This is a genomic window from Pseudomonas sp. AL 58 (assembly GCF_036348395.1).
GTDB lineage: Bacteria > Pseudomonadota > Gammaproteobacteria > Pseudomonadales > Pseudomonadaceae > Aquipseudomonas > Aquipseudomonas defluvii.
Map to the genome: position 1 here is coordinate 43,602 of NZ_JAZBQR010000005.1, position 15,264 is coordinate 58,865.

At 58.1% G+C, this 15,264-nt stretch carries 14 protein-coding genes and 2 pseudogenes; 9 read left to right on the forward strand and 7 right to left on the reverse strand.

The genetic code is table 11. The features are described from left to right. Positions 1-13: 13 nt before the first annotated feature. Genes UIA24_RS07820 through UIA24_RS07835 form a run of 4 tightly spaced genes read right to left on the reverse strand, consistent with a single transcriptional unit; the run spans position 14 to position 3,705 of the window. Complete coding sequence (locus tag UIA24_RS07820; protein ID WP_330522557.1) at positions 14-1,000, reverse strand: LLM class flavin-dependent oxidoreductase; 987 nt, start codon at positions 998-1,000, stop codon at positions 14-16. Positions 1,001-1,056: 56 nt separating this feature from the next. Continuing rightward, positions 1,057-1,866, reverse strand: a complete 810-nt coding sequence (locus tag UIA24_RS07825; RefSeq protein ID WP_330522736.1) for a sugar phosphate isomerase/epimerase family protein — start codon at positions 1,864-1,866, stop codon at positions 1,057-1,059. 23 nt (positions 1,867-1,889) lie between these two features. Beyond that, positions 1,890-2,690 carry a sugar phosphate isomerase/epimerase family protein gene (locus UIA24_RS07830; RefSeq protein ID WP_330522558.1) on the reverse strand — a complete coding sequence of 267 codons (801 nt, stop codon included), beginning with the start codon at positions 2,688-2,690 and terminating at the stop codon, positions 1,890-1,892. 22 nt (positions 2,691-2,712) lie between these two features. After that, positions 2,713-3,705: an LLM class oxidoreductase gene (locus tag UIA24_RS07835; RefSeq protein ID WP_330522559.1), complete on the reverse strand. Its 993-nt coding sequence runs from the start codon at positions 3,703-3,705 to the stop codon at positions 2,713-2,715. Between the two features lie 142 nt (positions 3,706-3,847). Here UIA24_RS07835 and UIA24_RS07840 point away from each other — a divergent pair, with 142 nt between their 5' ends. Beyond that, positions 3,848-4,741, forward strand: a complete 894-nt coding sequence (locus UIA24_RS07840) for a LysR family transcriptional regulator (RefSeq protein ID WP_330522737.1) — start codon at positions 3,848-3,850, stop codon at positions 4,739-4,741. Positions 4,742-4,803: 62 nt separating this feature from the next. Here the strand turns inward: UIA24_RS07840 and UIA24_RS07845 are convergent, their stop codons facing one another. The 3 genes and pseudogenes from UIA24_RS07845 to UIA24_RS07855 form a co-directional block, all read right to left on the reverse strand. Then, positions 4,804-5,130 carry an ArsR/SmtB family transcription factor gene (locus UIA24_RS07845; protein ID WP_330522560.1) on the reverse strand — a complete coding sequence of 109 codons (327 nt, stop codon included), beginning with the start codon at positions 5,128-5,130 and terminating at the stop codon, positions 4,804-4,806. A gap of 77 nt (positions 5,131-5,207) precedes the next feature. Continuing rightward, the gene (locus UIA24_RS07850; RefSeq protein ID WP_330522561.1) at positions 5,208-6,128 is read right to left on the reverse strand and encodes a LysR family transcriptional regulator; all 921 of its coding nucleotides are present in this window, start codon (positions 6,126-6,128) and stop codon (positions 5,208-5,210) included. Positions 6,129-6,214: 86 nt separating this feature from the next. Further along, positions 6,215-6,536: pseudogene (locus tag UIA24_RS07855) on the reverse strand (LysR family transcriptional regulator); the annotation flags it as partial. Between the two features lie 148 nt (positions 6,537-6,684). Here UIA24_RS07855 and UIA24_RS07860 point away from each other — a divergent pair. The 8 genes and pseudogenes from UIA24_RS07860 (at position 6,685) to UIA24_RS07895 (ending at position 15,249) form a co-directional block, all read left to right on the forward strand. After that, entirely contained in the window at positions 6,685-7,806 is a 1,122-nt protein-coding gene (locus UIA24_RS07860; RefSeq protein WP_330522562.1) for a muconate cycloisomerase family protein, read from the forward strand. 24 nt (positions 7,807-7,830) lie between these two features. Then, complete coding sequence (catC, locus tag UIA24_RS07865; RefSeq protein ID WP_014756783.1) at positions 7,831-8,121, forward strand: muconolactone Delta-isomerase; 291 nt, start codon at positions 7,831-7,833, stop codon at positions 8,119-8,121. A gap of 21 nt (positions 8,122-8,142) precedes the next feature. Then, positions 8,143-8,420: pseudogene (locus UIA24_RS07870) on the forward strand (catechol 1,2-dioxygenase); the annotation flags it as partial. Between the two features lie 341 nt (positions 8,421-8,761). Further along, entirely contained in the window at positions 8,762-10,099 is a 1,338-nt protein-coding gene (locus tag UIA24_RS07875; RefSeq protein ID WP_330522563.1) for an MFS transporter, read from the forward strand. Between the two features lie 187 nt (positions 10,100-10,286). Continuing rightward, on the forward strand, positions 10,287-11,573 hold the full coding sequence (gene salA, locus UIA24_RS07880) for a salicylate 1-monooxygenase (RefSeq protein ID WP_330522564.1): 1,287 nt from the start codon (positions 10,287-10,289) through the stop codon (positions 11,571-11,573). A 72-nt stretch (positions 11,574-11,645) separates the two neighbouring features. Next, positions 11,646-12,584: a catechol 1,2-dioxygenase gene (gene catA, locus UIA24_RS07885; RefSeq protein WP_330522565.1), complete on the forward strand. Its 939-nt coding sequence runs from the start codon at positions 11,646-11,648 to the stop codon at positions 12,582-12,584. Positions 12,585-12,624: 40 nt separating this feature from the next. Then, positions 12,625-13,770 carry an NAD(P)-dependent alcohol dehydrogenase gene (locus tag UIA24_RS07890; protein WP_330522566.1) on the forward strand — a complete coding sequence of 382 codons (1,146 nt, stop codon included), beginning with the start codon at positions 12,625-12,627 and terminating at the stop codon, positions 13,768-13,770. Positions 13,771-13,797: 27 nt separating this feature from the next. Continuing rightward, complete coding sequence (locus tag UIA24_RS07895; RefSeq protein ID WP_330522567.1) at positions 13,798-15,249, forward strand: aldehyde dehydrogenase; 1,452 nt, start codon at positions 13,798-13,800, stop codon at positions 15,247-15,249. Positions 15,250-15,264: the final 15 nt, after the last annotated feature.

Sequence of the window (15,264 nt, forward strand, 5' to 3'; positions counted from 1 at the left end):
GAGCCCAAGTTTTTCAATCGTCCAGCAGGTCTGCAATAGACTGCGCAGCCAATTGATAGGATCGGCAGCGCGCTACAGGGTCATGGATTCGCGCATCGATCATCAGTTCATCGACTTGTGTGGTGGCGATGAACTGCCGAAGCCAGGCGCCCACGTCGTCGATGTCCCCGATTGCAGTGCAGGCCATGGCCTGATTCAAACCTTCCCGGTCGTAATCGGAGATCTTGTTCAGATACCCTTCTTCAGGCATTGGCAGTAAGCCGGCCCGCCCTGCGTGCAGCTTCACCACCCATTGCTGGTGTGAACTCGCCAGCCAATGCGCTTGCGCTCGTGTTTGTGCGGCAATCACGTTCACTCCTGCCATGGTGTAGGGCTTGGCGAGGAACTCGGAGGGGCGAAAGCTCGTGCGGTAATGCTCGAGTGCCTGCATCAGCATCTGCGGTGCGAAGTGTGAAGCGAACGCGTAGGGAAGCCCCATCTTCGCAGCCAGGTCTGCGCCCTGCATGCCAGAACCCAGCACCCATACCGGTACGTCATGGCGCCCTGGAAGGGCACTTACTGGCTCGCGCCCATTGTTTTGCAGGTAATTGATCAGCCGGGCAACGTCCTGGGCGAAGTCGCGCTCTTGCGCCAAGCCGCGGATGGCACGAATGGTCGGACCGCCGCTGCCAGCAGCACGGCCTACACCGAGGTCGATCCGGTCGGGAAAAAGCGTATGTAACGTACCGAACTGCTCAGCAACGATCAGCGGCGAATGATTGGGCAACATAATGCCGCCGGCGCCGACGCGCAGGGTCGAGGTCGACGCCGCCAGGTGCTGGATAATCAACGGTGTGGCCATCGAGCCGATGCCTGGCAAGTCGTGGTGTTCGGCGATCCAGTAACGGCGATAGCCGTGCTGCTCGACGTGCCGGGCCAGCAACCGGGCGCCTTCGAGCGTATCGGAAAAGGTGTTGCCTTCACCGATCATCATCAGGTCAAGTACTGAGAGTGCAGTCATGAGAGCTCCTTGTAGAAGAGGCGGGCGCCAGGCATCGCTGCTCGGCACCCAGAGCGTTAGCGAGCGAGCGGGATGTCTGCCCAGGTTGGGTGTTCTGCCAGGCGCTGCTGGATGCCGCGCATGGCTTTGAGCGATCGCTGAAGCTTGATATAGACGTCACCGCAGTAATCCCAGCCGAGAAGACCGATCCGGCCGTTGTATTCCATGCGTTGAAGGGCACCCAGCAATGCGAAGTTGTCCAGTTCCCCCCGGTCTGGCGGTTCCATGGTCGCAACACCTCCCCACCCCAATTGTGAAAGGGTCGACCCTGAGGTGGTCACTTGCATCAGCCAAGGCTTCATGGCGTCAAGACGCCCTTGCAGGTCGCCTTCTTGGCTGGCATACCAGTGGTAGCCATTGAAGACTGCACCGAGTTGAGGATGATCGAAAAATCGACACACCTCTACGACTTGGGATGTGGTCTCGGTGACATGATTGCGATGTGGGTAAAGCGCTAGCTTTAGTCCCCTGCGCTCGACAATTGGCAACAAGCGCTCGATGGACTGCAGTATCGCCTTTACGCCGTTGATCGAGGTTTGAATGGCCAATTCGATGAGTTGCACGCCCTCGACTGACTCGACGATTTGCTTGACCAGGTGATCATTGCGCCCTTCATGCAGCACCAAATACAGGGCTGCTACATCCAGCCCATGCTTCGCCTTCACCTGCGGCAGCAGTTTCAAATCGGTCAGTGGGTGTCCGCTCCAGGCCGCCACGGTTATTGCGTCATAGCCGACTTCAGCGACCATCTCGCATTGTGACTGGAAGCTGTATACCCCCATTGAGGTATAGAAAAAGGAGTCGAGCGCGTGGATGGGGTTGTTCATGGCGTTCATCAGTTACCGCTGCGTCAGCGTGGAAGATCGGTCATAAGTGCCCAGTGCGGATTACGCGCCAGACGCTCTTCCATGGAGCGGAATGCCGTGAGCGAGCGCAGCAGATTGCCATGCACATCGCCGCCCATGCTTTCCCACCCCAGGAACCCATAGCGGCCCTTGTAACCGCGGCGCTCCAGCGCGCCGAGCAACACGAAGTTGTCCATCTCCCCCTCATCCAAGGGCTCGATGGTTGCTGCTCCTCCCCAACCGAGTGGAGAGAGGCGGCAACCTGCAATGTTCACCTGACGCAGCCAAGGCATGACGGCATCCAGTCTTTGCTCCAGTGCCCCTTCCTGGCAGGCATACCAGTGGTAGCCGTTGAAGACGATGCCAAGATTGGCGTGATCGAAACGCTCGCACAGTTCAACAGCCTCGCGGGTCGTCTGCATGCCGTAACGGATATGCGGATACAGCGCGATCTGGATGCCGCGTTGCTCGCAGATCGGCAGCAGCCGCTCGAGCATGTGCAGGTCATGGTCTTGAATGCTGTCACCGGAGTGCAGGGCGAGCTCAATGGAACTACAGCCTTCTAGCGTTTCGAACAGGTTGATCAGGCGGCCTTCCAGGCCCTGGCGGTAGATCGCATAGATGGCGCCTACGTCCAGGCCCCAGTCGCGCTTTACCTTTGGCAGGTCCCTGAGCTCAGTGCTCCAGGACGATACGGTGATGCCCTGGTAACCCAGGGAGGCGAGCATTTCGCACTGCACCGCCAGGGGATAGGTCCCCAATTTGGTCTGAAAGATGAAATCCATCGCATGGACAGCGTGTTGCATAGTGAAACTCCGTTGAGATGGGTTATGCGCCTGCAGGAACATGGGTAGGGAAATGCGGAAGCACGTACTCACCAAGCTCATCGATGACTTCAGAGGCGGGGCGATGTTGTGGTTTAAAGTTCAGGGCGACATGCGAAACGCCTTGGTCCTGCTGGCGCAACCACAATTCGATGAGAGTATTACGGCCGGCACGCATTACCCGCCCTTGTTGCAGTGGTGCATTCGGGTCTGAATCGAGGTCGAAGAAGGTTCCGTAACCGTATGGCTTGAACGGTTTTCCGGCAGAAGCCTGTTGCCACTGGGACACGATGCTCGGCACGCGGATGGGGTCATTGAGGTAGCCGATCATTCCGTCCGTGTGTTCGGCAATCCACTCCAGCGTCTGTCCGGCCATGCCCACCACCAAGGTGGGCAGCCTGGGTGCCAACGGTTTGGGTACCAAGTCGAGGCTGCCAGTGAGTTGTCCATAAAAAAGCGTAGAAACAGTTGGCCAGTCCTGTTCCGTTGCTGCCCTGAGCACCGCAAGCGCATCCCGGAAGCGGTCGGCGCGGCTATCGAATTCAACCCCGAACGCGGGGTATTCGATGGGCCGGTCACCGCCTGCAAGGCCCAGAATCAAGCGCCCTCCCAGCAATTGGTCGACACTTGCAGCTTGCTTTGCAACGATCAGTGGGTCACGCAGTGGTAGCACTATACCGGCGGTACCGATCGCGATATTACGGGTGACTGCGGCGAGATAGCCGGCATAGACCAACGGATCCAACACCTGTGCGACATCGCCAAAATGGGGGTCATAGAAGGGAACGTCCCTCAGCCAGATGACGGAGAACCCTGCCTCATCGACTTTCTGCGCCATGGCCGTGTGATTGGCCAGTGTCGGGCCAGGGGTTTCTGGGTAACTCTCCAAAGGCGCAATGAAACCGAAGGTCAGGTGCCCGGGGCGGAACACTCTTGCAAACCCTCGGTGGCTGGACAGTTCGGTTGGCAACGTTGCGGACGGATGTTTGAAGCTCATCTTTACCTCGTCGATTCGTTTGAGCCCATCATCAGAGGCTCGACAACAGCGGTTGGACGACTATAGAGAGGATTATCGTGAAGAAAAATAAGCTACAATTCCGAACATTCAGGAATAATTGGATGCAATAATGTCTGCGATGATGGATCAGATGGGGGGCTTGGGGGCGTTTGTCTATGCCGCGGAAGCACGCAGTTTCACGGAGGCCGGCAGGCGTCTGGAGGTGTCCTCATCCGCTATCGGCAAAGCCATTGCCCGGCTGGAAGAGCGGCTTGGCGTACGGCTGTTTCATCGTTCCACCCGAGCCATCACCCTTACACCAGAAGGCGCGCTATTCCTGGAGCGCTGCCACCGAATTTTCGCCGAACTCGAGGTGGCTGAGCGCGAACTGCATCAGTCGGCGGCAAAACCGCAAGGTAAGCTGCGACTGAGTTTGCCGCAGTTGGGGATGCGCCTGATGCCCCACCTGATCGCATTTCAACAGACCTACCCAGCCGTGGAGCTGGAGATGGACTTCAGTGATCGCCTCGTGAATGTGATCGAGGAGGGGTTTGACGCGGTCATGCGTATAGGTGAAGTAGAGGACTCAAGATTGATGATGCGCAGACTGCAGGGTTTCAGTCATCGCATCGTCGCTACTCCAGGCTATCTTGAACAACGTGGCACGCCGAAGCGTCCCTCGGAGTTGGTAAGTCACGCGTGTTTACACTATCGCTATCCCTCGAGCGGCAAGCTGGATGCCTGGCCGTTGAGCGAACACGGCAAACCCGTGCATCTGGACCTTCCTCAAAGTGCGGTCGCCAATGCCATCGATCCCTTGCTGGCAATGGCTGAAGCCGGGCAGGGTATTGCCTGCCTTCCCGACTTCATACTGGTCGATGCTCTTGCACAGGGGCGACTGGTATCTTTGTTGGAAGCGTATGTGTCAGATCGGCGCAATTTCACTATATTGTGGCCGTCGAGCCGGCAACCATTGCCCAAGATAAAGGCTTTCGTCGACTTCATGGTTAACCGGTTACCAGCGGACCGCGGGTAACTCAATGCGTCAGCACTGGGCAGGATGAGCCTCCGTGAGTGATAACGAAGGCTCACTTTTATTTACAGCGCATCTTGCAAGGCCTTCAGCATGCTTTCGATCAGCGCCTCATTGCGGCTGAAAAACTTGCTTTGCCCTTGTCGGTTCACCAGGATCAGTCCGCCCCTTTGCAATTGCGCCAGGTGTGTCGACATTGTCGATTGGGCGAGATCACAGCGCCGTGAGATCTGCTGAGCACAGACGCCGAATTCGTGCCCATAAGACTGATCGGGAAAGTGCACAGCAGGCTGTTTCAGCCACGAGAGTATTTGACGACGGATCGGGTGTGCCAAGGCTTTGATCAACACATCAAGATCATCGGTTTCTGCTGTGGTGCGCACGTTGAGCACGGCATTGTTCCTTTGAGAAGTCGATTAAGGCGAGGGCCTTCAGATCCCTTGTTAAGGCTAGCGCAACCGTTAAATGGTTATCGAACGGGTGTTTCGTGATCCGAGAACAGGTCGAACATCAGTTGTCGCAGCCAGCGATTGGCGGGGTCTTTATTGAAGCGGGCATGCCAGAACAGGTTGATTTCGATGTTCGGCAGTTCAACCGGGGGCGGCAATATACACAGGTCGAAAGGGCCTTCACAGCTGATCGCGAATCGCTCTGGCACCGTTGCTAGCAGGTCGGTTCGCTGCAGAATGTGGCCCACTGCAACGAAGTGGGGAACTTCCAGGCGCACGTTGCGCACCACGCCTGCTCTTGAATAGAAAGTATCGACTTCGCCGTGACCTGTATTAGCGGCAACGACCCTGACGTGGTCATACTGGGTGAAACGCTCTACGGTCAAGGGCTCCCGCGTAGCGGGGTGGCCTGCCCGGCATAGGCACACGTAGCGATGATGGAACAGGCGGCGCTGGAAGAAACCTGCTTGCAAATGGGGCAACAACCCGACCGCCAGATCGATGGTCCCGTTTTGCAAACCTTCGGCAAGGGTATCGGCGGTATTGCGCAGCGTGCTGATGGTGCAGCCTGGCGCAAGCTCAGCCAAAGCGTCCATCAACTTGGGCATGAAGTAGATTTCGCCGATGTCGGTCATGGCCATGGTGAAGCGCCGGTTGCAAGTGCGGGGGTCGAACACATCCTGTCGACCGAGCGCGTCTCGTAACGTTTGAATTGCGAGTGTCACCGGTTCAGCCAGTTGCAACGCATAAGGTGTGGGCTCCATGCCCTGATAGGTGCGAACGAACAGTTCGTCCTGCAGTGCCGTGCGCAGTCGCTTGAGCGCATTGCTCATCGCAGGCTGGGTCAGCTCAAGATGCTCAGCAGCGGTGGAAACCTTGCGGTCGATCAGCAGTTGGTTGAACACCAGCAGCAGGTTCAAGTCCAGGTCGCGTAATTCCATGATGCCTCGTCGTCGCTTAACGATTGATGGTCGAGATGATTGCCAGGCAGCGCTGGGTTATGGGACTGATGTCACTGGCCCACGGTGAGACCTGTAATCAGCTCCGGCAGTACGGCATAGAGCGTGGACAGCGCAAAGCCTATGCCAAACCATTGCCGCTGCCCGTCACCTATACGCCTGGTGTTTTCGCATACCTGTTCAAGCTGCTTGAGCAAGGTGACGCTCTGCTCATAGAAAAACCGGCCTGCGTCGGTTGTCTGCGCTCAAGCAATGCTGTGCCCAGATGTTCTTCCAACTGCTGAATCTGGCGACTCAGGGGCGGCTGGCGATGTTCAGACGCTCGGCAGCGCGGGTGAAATTCAAGGTTTTCGCGACTGCCTGGAAGTAACGAACATGCCTGAGATCCACGATACCTCCTGAGTATTGTTCGAGATGAAAACAATATTGGACTCAATGAATGCGATGGGTCGATCCTACGGTACACGAAACAAGATCCTATGGGTATTGATGCAATGGCATCGCACCCCAGCCTCTACCTTGCGTAATGGAATCCGAAATGAAAGCAGCCCGAATCGAGCGCCTTGAGACGATCATCGTCGACTTGCCGACCATTCGCCCGCACAAGCTGGCCATGCACACCATGCGCAGCCAGACACTGGTCATCCTTCGTTTGTTGTGTAGCGACGGCATCGAGGGGATCGGTGAGGCCACCACCATTGGCGGGCTCGCCTACGGCAATGAAAGCCCAGAAAGCATCAAGAGCAACCTGGACAGCTACTTCGCGCCTTTGCTGATCGGCCAGGACGCAGAGAACATCAATGCGGCGATGCATCGCCTGGACAAAGCCATCAAGGGCAACACATTCGCCCGCTCAGCAGTGGAAACGGCGTTGCTCGATGCCCAAGGCAAGCGGTTGGGGCTACCTGTCAGCGAGTTGCTGGGCGGCCGGGTGCGTGATGCCCTGGAGGTGGCCTGGACCCTTGCCAGTGGCGACACCGGCAAGGACATCGAAGAAGCCGAGTGTATGCTCGAGCAACGTCGCCACCGCATCTTCAAACTCAAAATTGGTGCCAATGCCCTGGAGCATGACCTTGTCCATGTGGTGGCCATCAAGAAAGCATTGGGCGATCGCGCCAGCGTACGTGTCGACGTCAACCAATACTGGACCGAGTCTCAGGCCATCAGGGGCTGCCAGGTGCTGGGTGAAAACGGCATCGACCTGATCGAACAGCCGATTTCGCGGATCAACCGAAGCGGGCAAGTGCGGCTTAACCAGCGCAGCCCGGCGCCCATCATGGCGGACGAATCCATCGAAAGTGTCGAGGACGCTTTCAGTCTGGCGGCCGATGGCGCTGCCAGCATTTTCGCGCTGAAGATCGCCAAGAATGGCGGCCCTCGCGCCGTGCTGCGCACCGCCCAGATTGCCCAGGCAGCAGGCATTGCGCTGTATGGCGGGACCATGCTGGAAGGGGCAGTGGGCACCCTGGCATCGGCCCATGCGTTCATCACCCTGGATCAGATGCAATGGCACACGGAGCTGTTCGGCCCACTGCTGCTCACCGAAGAAATCGTGACCGAAGCGCCTGTGTACCGCGACTTCCAGTTGCACGTCCCTGCCACGCCGGGCCTCGGGCTGACGCTCGATGAAGACCGCCTGGCCCGATTTCGTCGTACTTGAAACCTTTTATAGGAGATTTGGCAAATGCTGTTTCACGTGAAGATGACTGTAAAGCTGCCAGTGGACATGGACCCGCAAGTGGCTGCCCGCTTGAAGGCTGACGAAAAGGAACTGGCCCAGCGCCTGCAGCGTGAGGGCAAGTGGCGTCATCTGTGGCGCATTGCCGGCCACTACGCCAACTTCAGTGTGTTCGACGTGGACAGCGTCGAAGCGCTGCACGACACCCTCATGCAACTGCCGCTGTTCCCCTACATGGACATCGAAGTGACCGGCCTGTGCCGTCATCCTTCGTCGATTCATGAGGATGATCGCTGAGTACCACGCTTGTCATTGTGAATCATCACCGATGCAGACGGTCGGTACCGTGCTCGCAGCATTGTTCCTTCCGGCTACGTTTGTGAGCCATAGGGGGCAAGTACCTCTGGGATGACTTTGCCTATGCCACGCGCGAAGGGCTGATCAGGGAAGTGCGCTTTATCGAGGATGCGGGTCTGGCCGCCAAACAAGGTGTAGAAGGGCGCTTTGCGGAACTGTCCTTTGACTTCCAGTTGCAACCGGCAGCTGAAACTCCCGACGAACAACACAGCTTGCGGCCGCGCGCGCTGCAGGCGTAACGCAGAGGAGGGCAGCAACCCCAGCCTGACCTCTCTCTGCTCTCTCTGCTCTCTCTGCTCTCTCTGCTCTCCCTGGCCGAACCGTACCCCTGCATGCTCGCTCCAGGCGTTAGATGAAAGCATTTCCCATATCGGCATCAGGTGTGTGAAGTGGTGACGAATATTCAGGATGGAAATACTGGTTATTCGTTTCGCTGCATGTGAGACCACTGTCGGCTTGGTCATGATGACCCTCAGCGCACTTCAGCCTGTTGGTCACCGTCCAGCGACACACCACGGTGCTGAGGGCGTAACAAGGGGGTTGAAGCCCCGCCATAACAATTACAAGAATGAGCAATGCCATGCGAACAATCGACGTTTCGGCCCTGATAAACGGGGCGCGTTTCAATGCCTTTCATGCGCGAATTCTGGTCTGGTGCGCACTTATCATCATCTTCGACGGCTACGACCTGGTGATCTACGGCGTGGTGTTGCCGTCGTTAATGACCGAATGGGGGCTCAGTGCAGTGCAAGCGGGCGCACTGGGTAGCTGTGCGCTGGTCGGGATGATGTTGGGCGCCTTGTTTTTCGGATCGATCTCAGACCGGGTCGGTCGCCGCAAGACCATCATGATATGTGTGCTGCTGTTTAGCGGCGTCACCGCATTGAACGGTCTTGCATCCAGTCCTGCGGCCTTCGCGCTGTGTCGCTTCATTGCGGGGCTTGGGATCGGTGGCGTGATGCCGAACGTCGTGGCCCTGATGAATGAATACGCCCCGCAAAAATCACGCAGCACCTTGGTTGCGATTATGTTCAGCGGCTATTCGCTGGGCGGGATGTTATCCGCGGGGCTGGGTATGCTGTTCATCCCGCAGTGGGGATGGCAGGCGGTATTCTACGTTGCCTTGATCCCGATGCTGATACTCCCGCTGCTGCTGCGGCAGTTGCCGGAGTCGATGGACTTTCTGCTGCGCAGCGGGCAAATCGAGCGGGCCAAATCCTTGTTGGCGCAAACGACGCCAAGCTACTTGCCCGAAGCAGACGATCAGTTGGTTCATTCGGTTGCGCGTGGCTCAACCGCCTCGATCGGGGAGCTGTTCCGTGATGGCCGCCTCGTCAGCACCTTGGCCTTGTGGGTCGCATTCTTCTGCTGCTTGTTGATGGTGTACGCGTTGAGTTCGTGGTTGCCCAAGATAATGAACAGCGCAGGTTACGGACTCAATTCGAGCTTGGCGTTCCTGCTGGTGCTGAACGGTGGCGCCATTGTCGGCGCTATCGCAGGTGGCTGGCTCGGCGACCGGGTGGGCATCACCAAGGTCTTGCTGATGTTCTTTGCCTGCGGCGCCTTGTCATTAAGCCTGCTGGCAATAAAGGCGCCTTTGGCGGTGCTGTATCTGCTGATCGCCATTGCTGGAGCTTGCACCATCGGCACTCAAATTCTGGCCAATGCTTGCGCTGTGCAGTATTACCCGCCGCATGTGCGGTCCACGGGGTTGGGCTGGGCAATGGGAATAGGGCGAACCGGGGCAATCATCGGCCCGGTACTTGGCGGGCTATTGCATGGGTCAAACTTGCCATTGCAGGCCAGCTTCCTGGTTTTTGCCATACCCGGTGCCATTGGCGCGGCAGCGATCCTGGTCTTTCTGAAGCACCGCAAGGTGCTGTCGCCTGTGCAGATCAGCACGCAGGCGGCTTCCTGATGGGCGCGTGTTCAGCGGCTTGAACGTCGGCCTGCGTGCTTGAAATCAGGTAACGCATGACGTTCGTGTTCGCGAGCAATATTCATAGCTGTGATGTCGTTTATGGGTTTCACGGTATTTATCAATAGCGACGCAGCGGTAATCATCCGTGAACTCCAATAACAATCAGCCCCAAGGGTACCTTGCTATGCAAACCTCTACTTCTGCTCTGAACGTCTCGATTATCGGTGGTGGTATCGCAGGCGTTGCTCTGGCACTGGATCTGTGCCGTCACGCTCATCTGAATGTCCAACTGTTCGAAGCAGCGCCCGCTTTCGGTGAAGTAGGCGCAGGCGTCTCCTTCGGCGCCAATGCCGTGCGCGCCATCGCTGGCCTCGGTATCGCCGAGCCCTACCGCAACATCGCTGACAGCACGCCTGCGCCTTGGCAGGACATCTGGTTCGAATGGCGTATGGGGCGCGATGCCAAGTATCTGGGGTGCAGCGTTGCCGAGGGTGTCGGGCAATCGTCTGTGCATCGTGCCGACTTCCTCGACGCCCTGGCCAGCCAGCTCCCTGAGGGCATCGCCCAGTTTGGCAAACGTGCCCAGCGCGTGGAGCAGGACGGTGAACAGGTTCAAGTAACGTTCACTGATGGCACTGAGCATCGCTGCGACGTGTTGATCGGTGCCGATGGCATCAAGTCTTCGATCCGTGACCATGTGCTGCAAGGCTTGAACCAGCCACTTGCTGCGCCTCGTTTCAGCGGTACCTGTGCCTACCGAGGCCTCATTGACAGCCAGCAACTGCGCGAAGCCTACCGGGCACGTGGCGTTGATGAGCATCTTATCGATGTTCCACAGATGTACCTTGGGCTGGACGGCCACATCCTCACCTTCCCGGTCAAGCAAGGGCGCTTGATCAACGTCGTCGCGTTCATCTCCGATCGTAGTCAACCAAACCCGGTCTGGCCCAGCGACGCGCCTTGGGTGCGTAACGCAACACAAGCAGAAATGCTGACCGCGTTCGAGGGCTGGGATGACGCCGCGCAGGTGCTTCTGGAATGCATTCCAACGCCTTCGCTGTGGGCACTTCACGATCTGGCGGAGTTGCCGGGTTACGTCTATGGCCGTGTCGGCCTGATCGGGGACGCTGCCCATGCCATGTTGCCGCACCAGGGCGCTGGTGCTGGGCAAGGGCTGGAGGATGCGTGGCTGCTGGCGCGCCTGCTGGCTGACCCGAAAGTGCTGGAGAAGCGTCCACAGGCAGTGCTCGACGCCTATGACGCAGTACGCCGGCCACGTGCATGCCGCGTGCAGCGGACCTCTTGGGAAGCTGGCGAACTCTACGAGTTCCGTGACCCGGCGGTACTGGAAGACAAGGAACGGCTCGGCAAGGTACTCGCCGAGCGGTTCGACTGGCTGTGGAATCACGACATGCAGGAAGACCTGCTGCAGGCCCGTGAGCAGCTCGGCTTGCACGCGCAAGCGGCTTGATCCAATTCCAAGATAGGGCAGGGCGCTGATGCCTTGCCTCGCTCAGAACACATATAAGAAGGTGTCATCACCATGGCGATCACTATTTCCAACCTGCCTGAAATTCAAGCGTTTTTCCGTCAAGCTGCCGGCTTTGATCACGACCAGGGCGATGCTCGCTGCAAACAGATAATCCTGCGCGTGCTGCAGGATGTCGCGCGACTAATCGAAGACCTGGAAATTACCGAAAACGAATTCTGGAAAGCGGTCGACTACCTGAACCGTCTGGGTGCCAAGAACGAAGCCGGTTTGCTCGTCGCCGGCCTGGGTATTGAACACTTTCTTGATCTTCTGGCCGATGCCAAGGATGAAGCCGCGGGCCGTACTGGCGGAACCCCGCGCACTATCGAGGGCCCACTCTATGTCGCAGGCGCTCCGATCTGCGAAGGTGTCGCGCGCATGGATGACGGGACTGAGGATGACCGTGCGACCGTGATGTTCCTTGAGGGGCAGGTGGTCGACTTGCAGGGACAGCCGATTGCAGGTGCGATCGTGGACCTGTGGCAAGCCAACACTGAAGGGAATTACTCCTACTTCGACAAGAGTCAATCCGAGTACAACCTGCGCCGCCGGATCATCACGGATGAGCAGGGCCGGTACCGCGCGCGCAGCATCGTACCATCCGGATATGGCTGCAACCCGGCCGGCCCTACCCAGGAGTGTCTCGATACGCTTGGCAGACACGGGCAGCGTCCAGCGCACGTGCATTTCTTCATCTCCGCGCCTGGGCATGAACATCTCACTACCCAGATCAACCTGTCCAACGACAAGTACCTGTGGGATGACTTCGCCTACGCAACCCGTGACGGCCTGATCGGCGATATCCAATTTGTCGACGACGCTGAGCGCTCCAAGGCAAGGGGTGTGGAAGGGCGCTTTGCCGAAATGACCTTCGACTTTTGTTTGCGCCCTGCAGTGAGCGAGAAAGCGACCGAGCGAAGCCAGCGACCACGTGCCCTGCAACCAGCCTGATCCGCGCCGCTGGCCAGTGTGAGTATTCGAGGAGAAGCAAATGTCCCACGATAACATGCAGAAGATGCGTATCCAGGCGGCAGTCCTGCGAGAGTCAGGTGCACCTCTGAATGTCGAGGATGTGCTGATCGAAGCACCCGGTCCCACTGAAGTGCGTGTACGGGTTGTGGCATCGGGTGTCTGTCACACCGATATGGTGGTTCGCGACCAACTGTTCCCTACACCGATGCCCATCATTCTCGGCCACGAGGGCGCGGGTGTGGTCGATGCGGTCGGCTCTGCGGTGACGACGGTCAAGCCGGGTGATCATGTTGTGATGACCTACATGTCCTGCGGCCTGTGCCTGCCTTGTGAGACAGGACACCCGGCGCACTGCACCCACATGCACCCGCTGAACTTTGGCGGCGGTCGCTTGGATGGAAGTACTTCAAGCTGCGGCTGTGAATCGGGCACGCCAATACATGATCATTTCTTTGGTCAGTCATCCTTCTCGACGTATGCCATCGCCAACGAACGCAACGTGGTCAAGGTCGCCAAAGAGGCACCGCTGGAATTGCTGGGGCCACTGGGTTGCGGTATTCAGACAGGTGCAGGGTCTGTACTGAACGCACTGAAGGTCGAGGCTGGCTCCAGTTTCGTCGCCTTCGGCGCAGGAGCAGTCGGCCTGGCCTCAGTCATGGCTGCCCGTATTGCTGGTGCGACCACCATCATCGCGGTGGATGTCACCCCGAGCCGGCTTCAATTGGCGCTGGAACTCGGTGCGACACATGTCATTAACAGCTGTGAAGAAAACCCGGTCGGGCGCATACAACAGATTACCGCAGGCGGCGCCAATTACAGCCTGGAGTGTTCGGGTCGCGCGGAAGTGCTGCGCCAGGCCATCGATGCACTGGCCACGCTTGGCACCTGCGGCATCGTTGGCGCGACCAAGTTCGGAACTGAAGTAGCGTTTAACATCAACGAAGTGATGATCCCTGGCAAACGCATCATGGGTATCGTCCAGGGCGACGTGGTCGCCAACGCGTTCATTCCGAAGCTTGTGGATCTCTACCTGCAAGGTCGGTTCCCGTTCGACAAGCTATGCAAGTTCTATGAGTTCGATCAGGTCAACGAAGCCATGGCGGATAGCGAGCGTGGCGTGACCATCAAGCCGATCTTGCGGATGCCAGCAGTGTTAGCAGCCTGATTTTTTTGTTACCTAGAGGTATGTACCATGACTGTACAACTGGTGATAGATAACCAGAAGCAATCCGCATCCGACGGCAAGACCTATCAACGAGTCGATCCTATCAGCTCGCATACTGTCAGCGTCGGTGCCGCTTGCAGCGTTGCAGACGCACTGCGTGCCGCAGAATCGTCCCAGCGAGCGTTCCAAACCTGGGCTGGTACAGGGCCAACAGAGCGTCGTCGTATCTTGCTGGCCGCCGCCGATGCACTCGAAGCCAAGATGACGGATTTCTGCGTCGCAATGGCCGATGAAATCGGTGCCTCGCAGCTGTGGGCGCAATTCAATGTGGGGGCATCTGCAAACCTGCTGCGTGAAGCTGCTGCAATGACCACGCAGATCAAGGGCGAAACCATACCCACCGACAAGCCAGGCGCTCTGTCTATGACCCTGCGCCAACCGGTCGGTACGGTACTTTCGATCGTGCCATGGAACGGTCCGGTCATTCTTGGCGCGCGGGCGATCGCGTATCCACTGGCGTGCGGCAATACGGTGATCTTCAAGGGGTCCGAGAGCAGCCCGCGCACCCATGCTTTGCTGGCTGAGGCATTCTACGAAGCCGGCTTGCCAGCGGGCGTTCTCAACTTTCTGATCAGTGCTCCGGAAGATGCTGCGGCGGTTACCGAAGCACTGGTTGCCCATGACACTGTACGGCGCGTCAATTTCACAGGCTCAACCAAGGTTGGCCGCATGATTGCGCAAACCTGTGCAAGCCATCTGAAACGTTGTCTGCTGGAGCTGGGTGGCAAAGCGCCATTCATCGTGCTGGATGACGCGGATATCGAGGGTGCTGTGAATGCAGCGGTGTTCGGCGCGTTCTTGTATCAGGGGCAGATTTGCATGTCCACGGAGCGCTTCGTGGTGGACGAAACCGTGGCAGATGCGTTCGTTGCCCGCTTTGCCGAGCGCGTCAACGCACTCGAGACGGGCTTGCCGACGAAATCTCCAGCCTGTGTGATCGGCCCCATGATTGGTCAAGGTTCCGTACAGCGGATCAATCATCTGCTGGATGATGCGGTTAACAAGGGAGCCAAAATTGTCACTGGGGGGCTCGCCCAGAGCGCACTGATGGGCCCGACATTGGTCGACTGCGTGACCCGGGAAATGGCCATCTACGATGAGGAGACCTTTGGCCCGGTAACCACTATCGTCAGGGTAAAAGGGGCCGAGCAGGCCTTGGCCGTTGCCAACGACACAGCCTACGGTCTTTCATCTTCGATTTTCAGCCGTGACGTCACCAAAGCACTCGGCCTCGCCAGCCGACTGGATGCTGGCTGCGTTCACATCAATGGTGCGACCGTGCAAAACGAGCCGCAGGCGCCTTACGGCGGCATGAAGAAAAGCGGATATGGCCGCTTCGATGGCAGTGCAGTGATCGAAGAGTTCACTGAGGTGAAATGGGTAACGGTGGAGCCGTCGGGCCAACCATATCCTTTCTGAGTTTTATCCCGGCAC

Excerpts from the sequence above, each read along its gene's own strand:
- UIA24_RS07890 (WP_330522566.1), top strand. The coding sequence starts at position 12,625 with ATGTCCCACGATAACATGCAGAAGATGCGTATCCAGGCGGCAGTCCTG.
- UIA24_RS07825 (WP_330522736.1), bottom strand. The coding sequence starts at position 1,866 with ATGAACAACCCCATCCACGCGCTCGACTCCTTTTTCTATACCTCAATG.
- UIA24_RS07830 (WP_330522558.1), bottom strand. The coding sequence starts at position 2,690 with ATGCAACACGCTGTCCATGCGATGGATTTCATCTTTCAGACCAAATTG.
- catC (WP_014756783.1), top strand. The coding sequence starts at position 7,831 with ATGCTGTTTCACGTGAAGATGACTGTAAAGCTGCCAGTGGACATGGAC.
- salA (WP_330522564.1), top strand. The coding sequence starts at position 10,287 with ATGCAAACCTCTACTTCTGCTCTGAACGTCTCGATTATCGGTGGTGGT.
- UIA24_RS07895 (WP_330522567.1), top strand. The coding sequence starts at position 13,798 with ATGACTGTACAACTGGTGATAGATAACCAGAAGCAATCCGCATCCGAC.
- UIA24_RS07850 (WP_330522561.1), bottom strand. The coding sequence starts at position 6,128 with ATGGAATTACGCGACCTGGACTTGAACCTGCTGCTGGTGTTCAACCAA.
- UIA24_RS07860 (WP_330522562.1), top strand. The coding sequence starts at position 6,685 with ATGAAAGCAGCCCGAATCGAGCGCCTTGAGACGATCATCGTCGACTTG.
- UIA24_RS07820 (WP_330522557.1), bottom strand. The coding sequence starts at position 1,000 with ATGACTGCACTCTCAGTACTTGACCTGATGATGATCGGTGAAGGCAAC.
- UIA24_RS07875 (WP_330522563.1), top strand. The coding sequence starts at position 8,762 with ATGCGAACAATCGACGTTTCGGCCCTGATAAACGGGGCGCGTTTCAAT.
- catA (WP_330522565.1), top strand. The coding sequence starts at position 11,646 with ATGGCGATCACTATTTCCAACCTGCCTGAAATTCAAGCGTTTTTCCGT.
- UIA24_RS07840 (WP_330522737.1), top strand. The coding sequence starts at position 3,848 with ATGGATCAGATGGGGGGCTTGGGGGCGTTTGTCTATGCCGCGGAAGCA.
- UIA24_RS07835 (WP_330522559.1), bottom strand. The coding sequence starts at position 3,705 with ATGAGCTTCAAACATCCGTCCGCAACGTTGCCAACCGAACTGTCCAGC.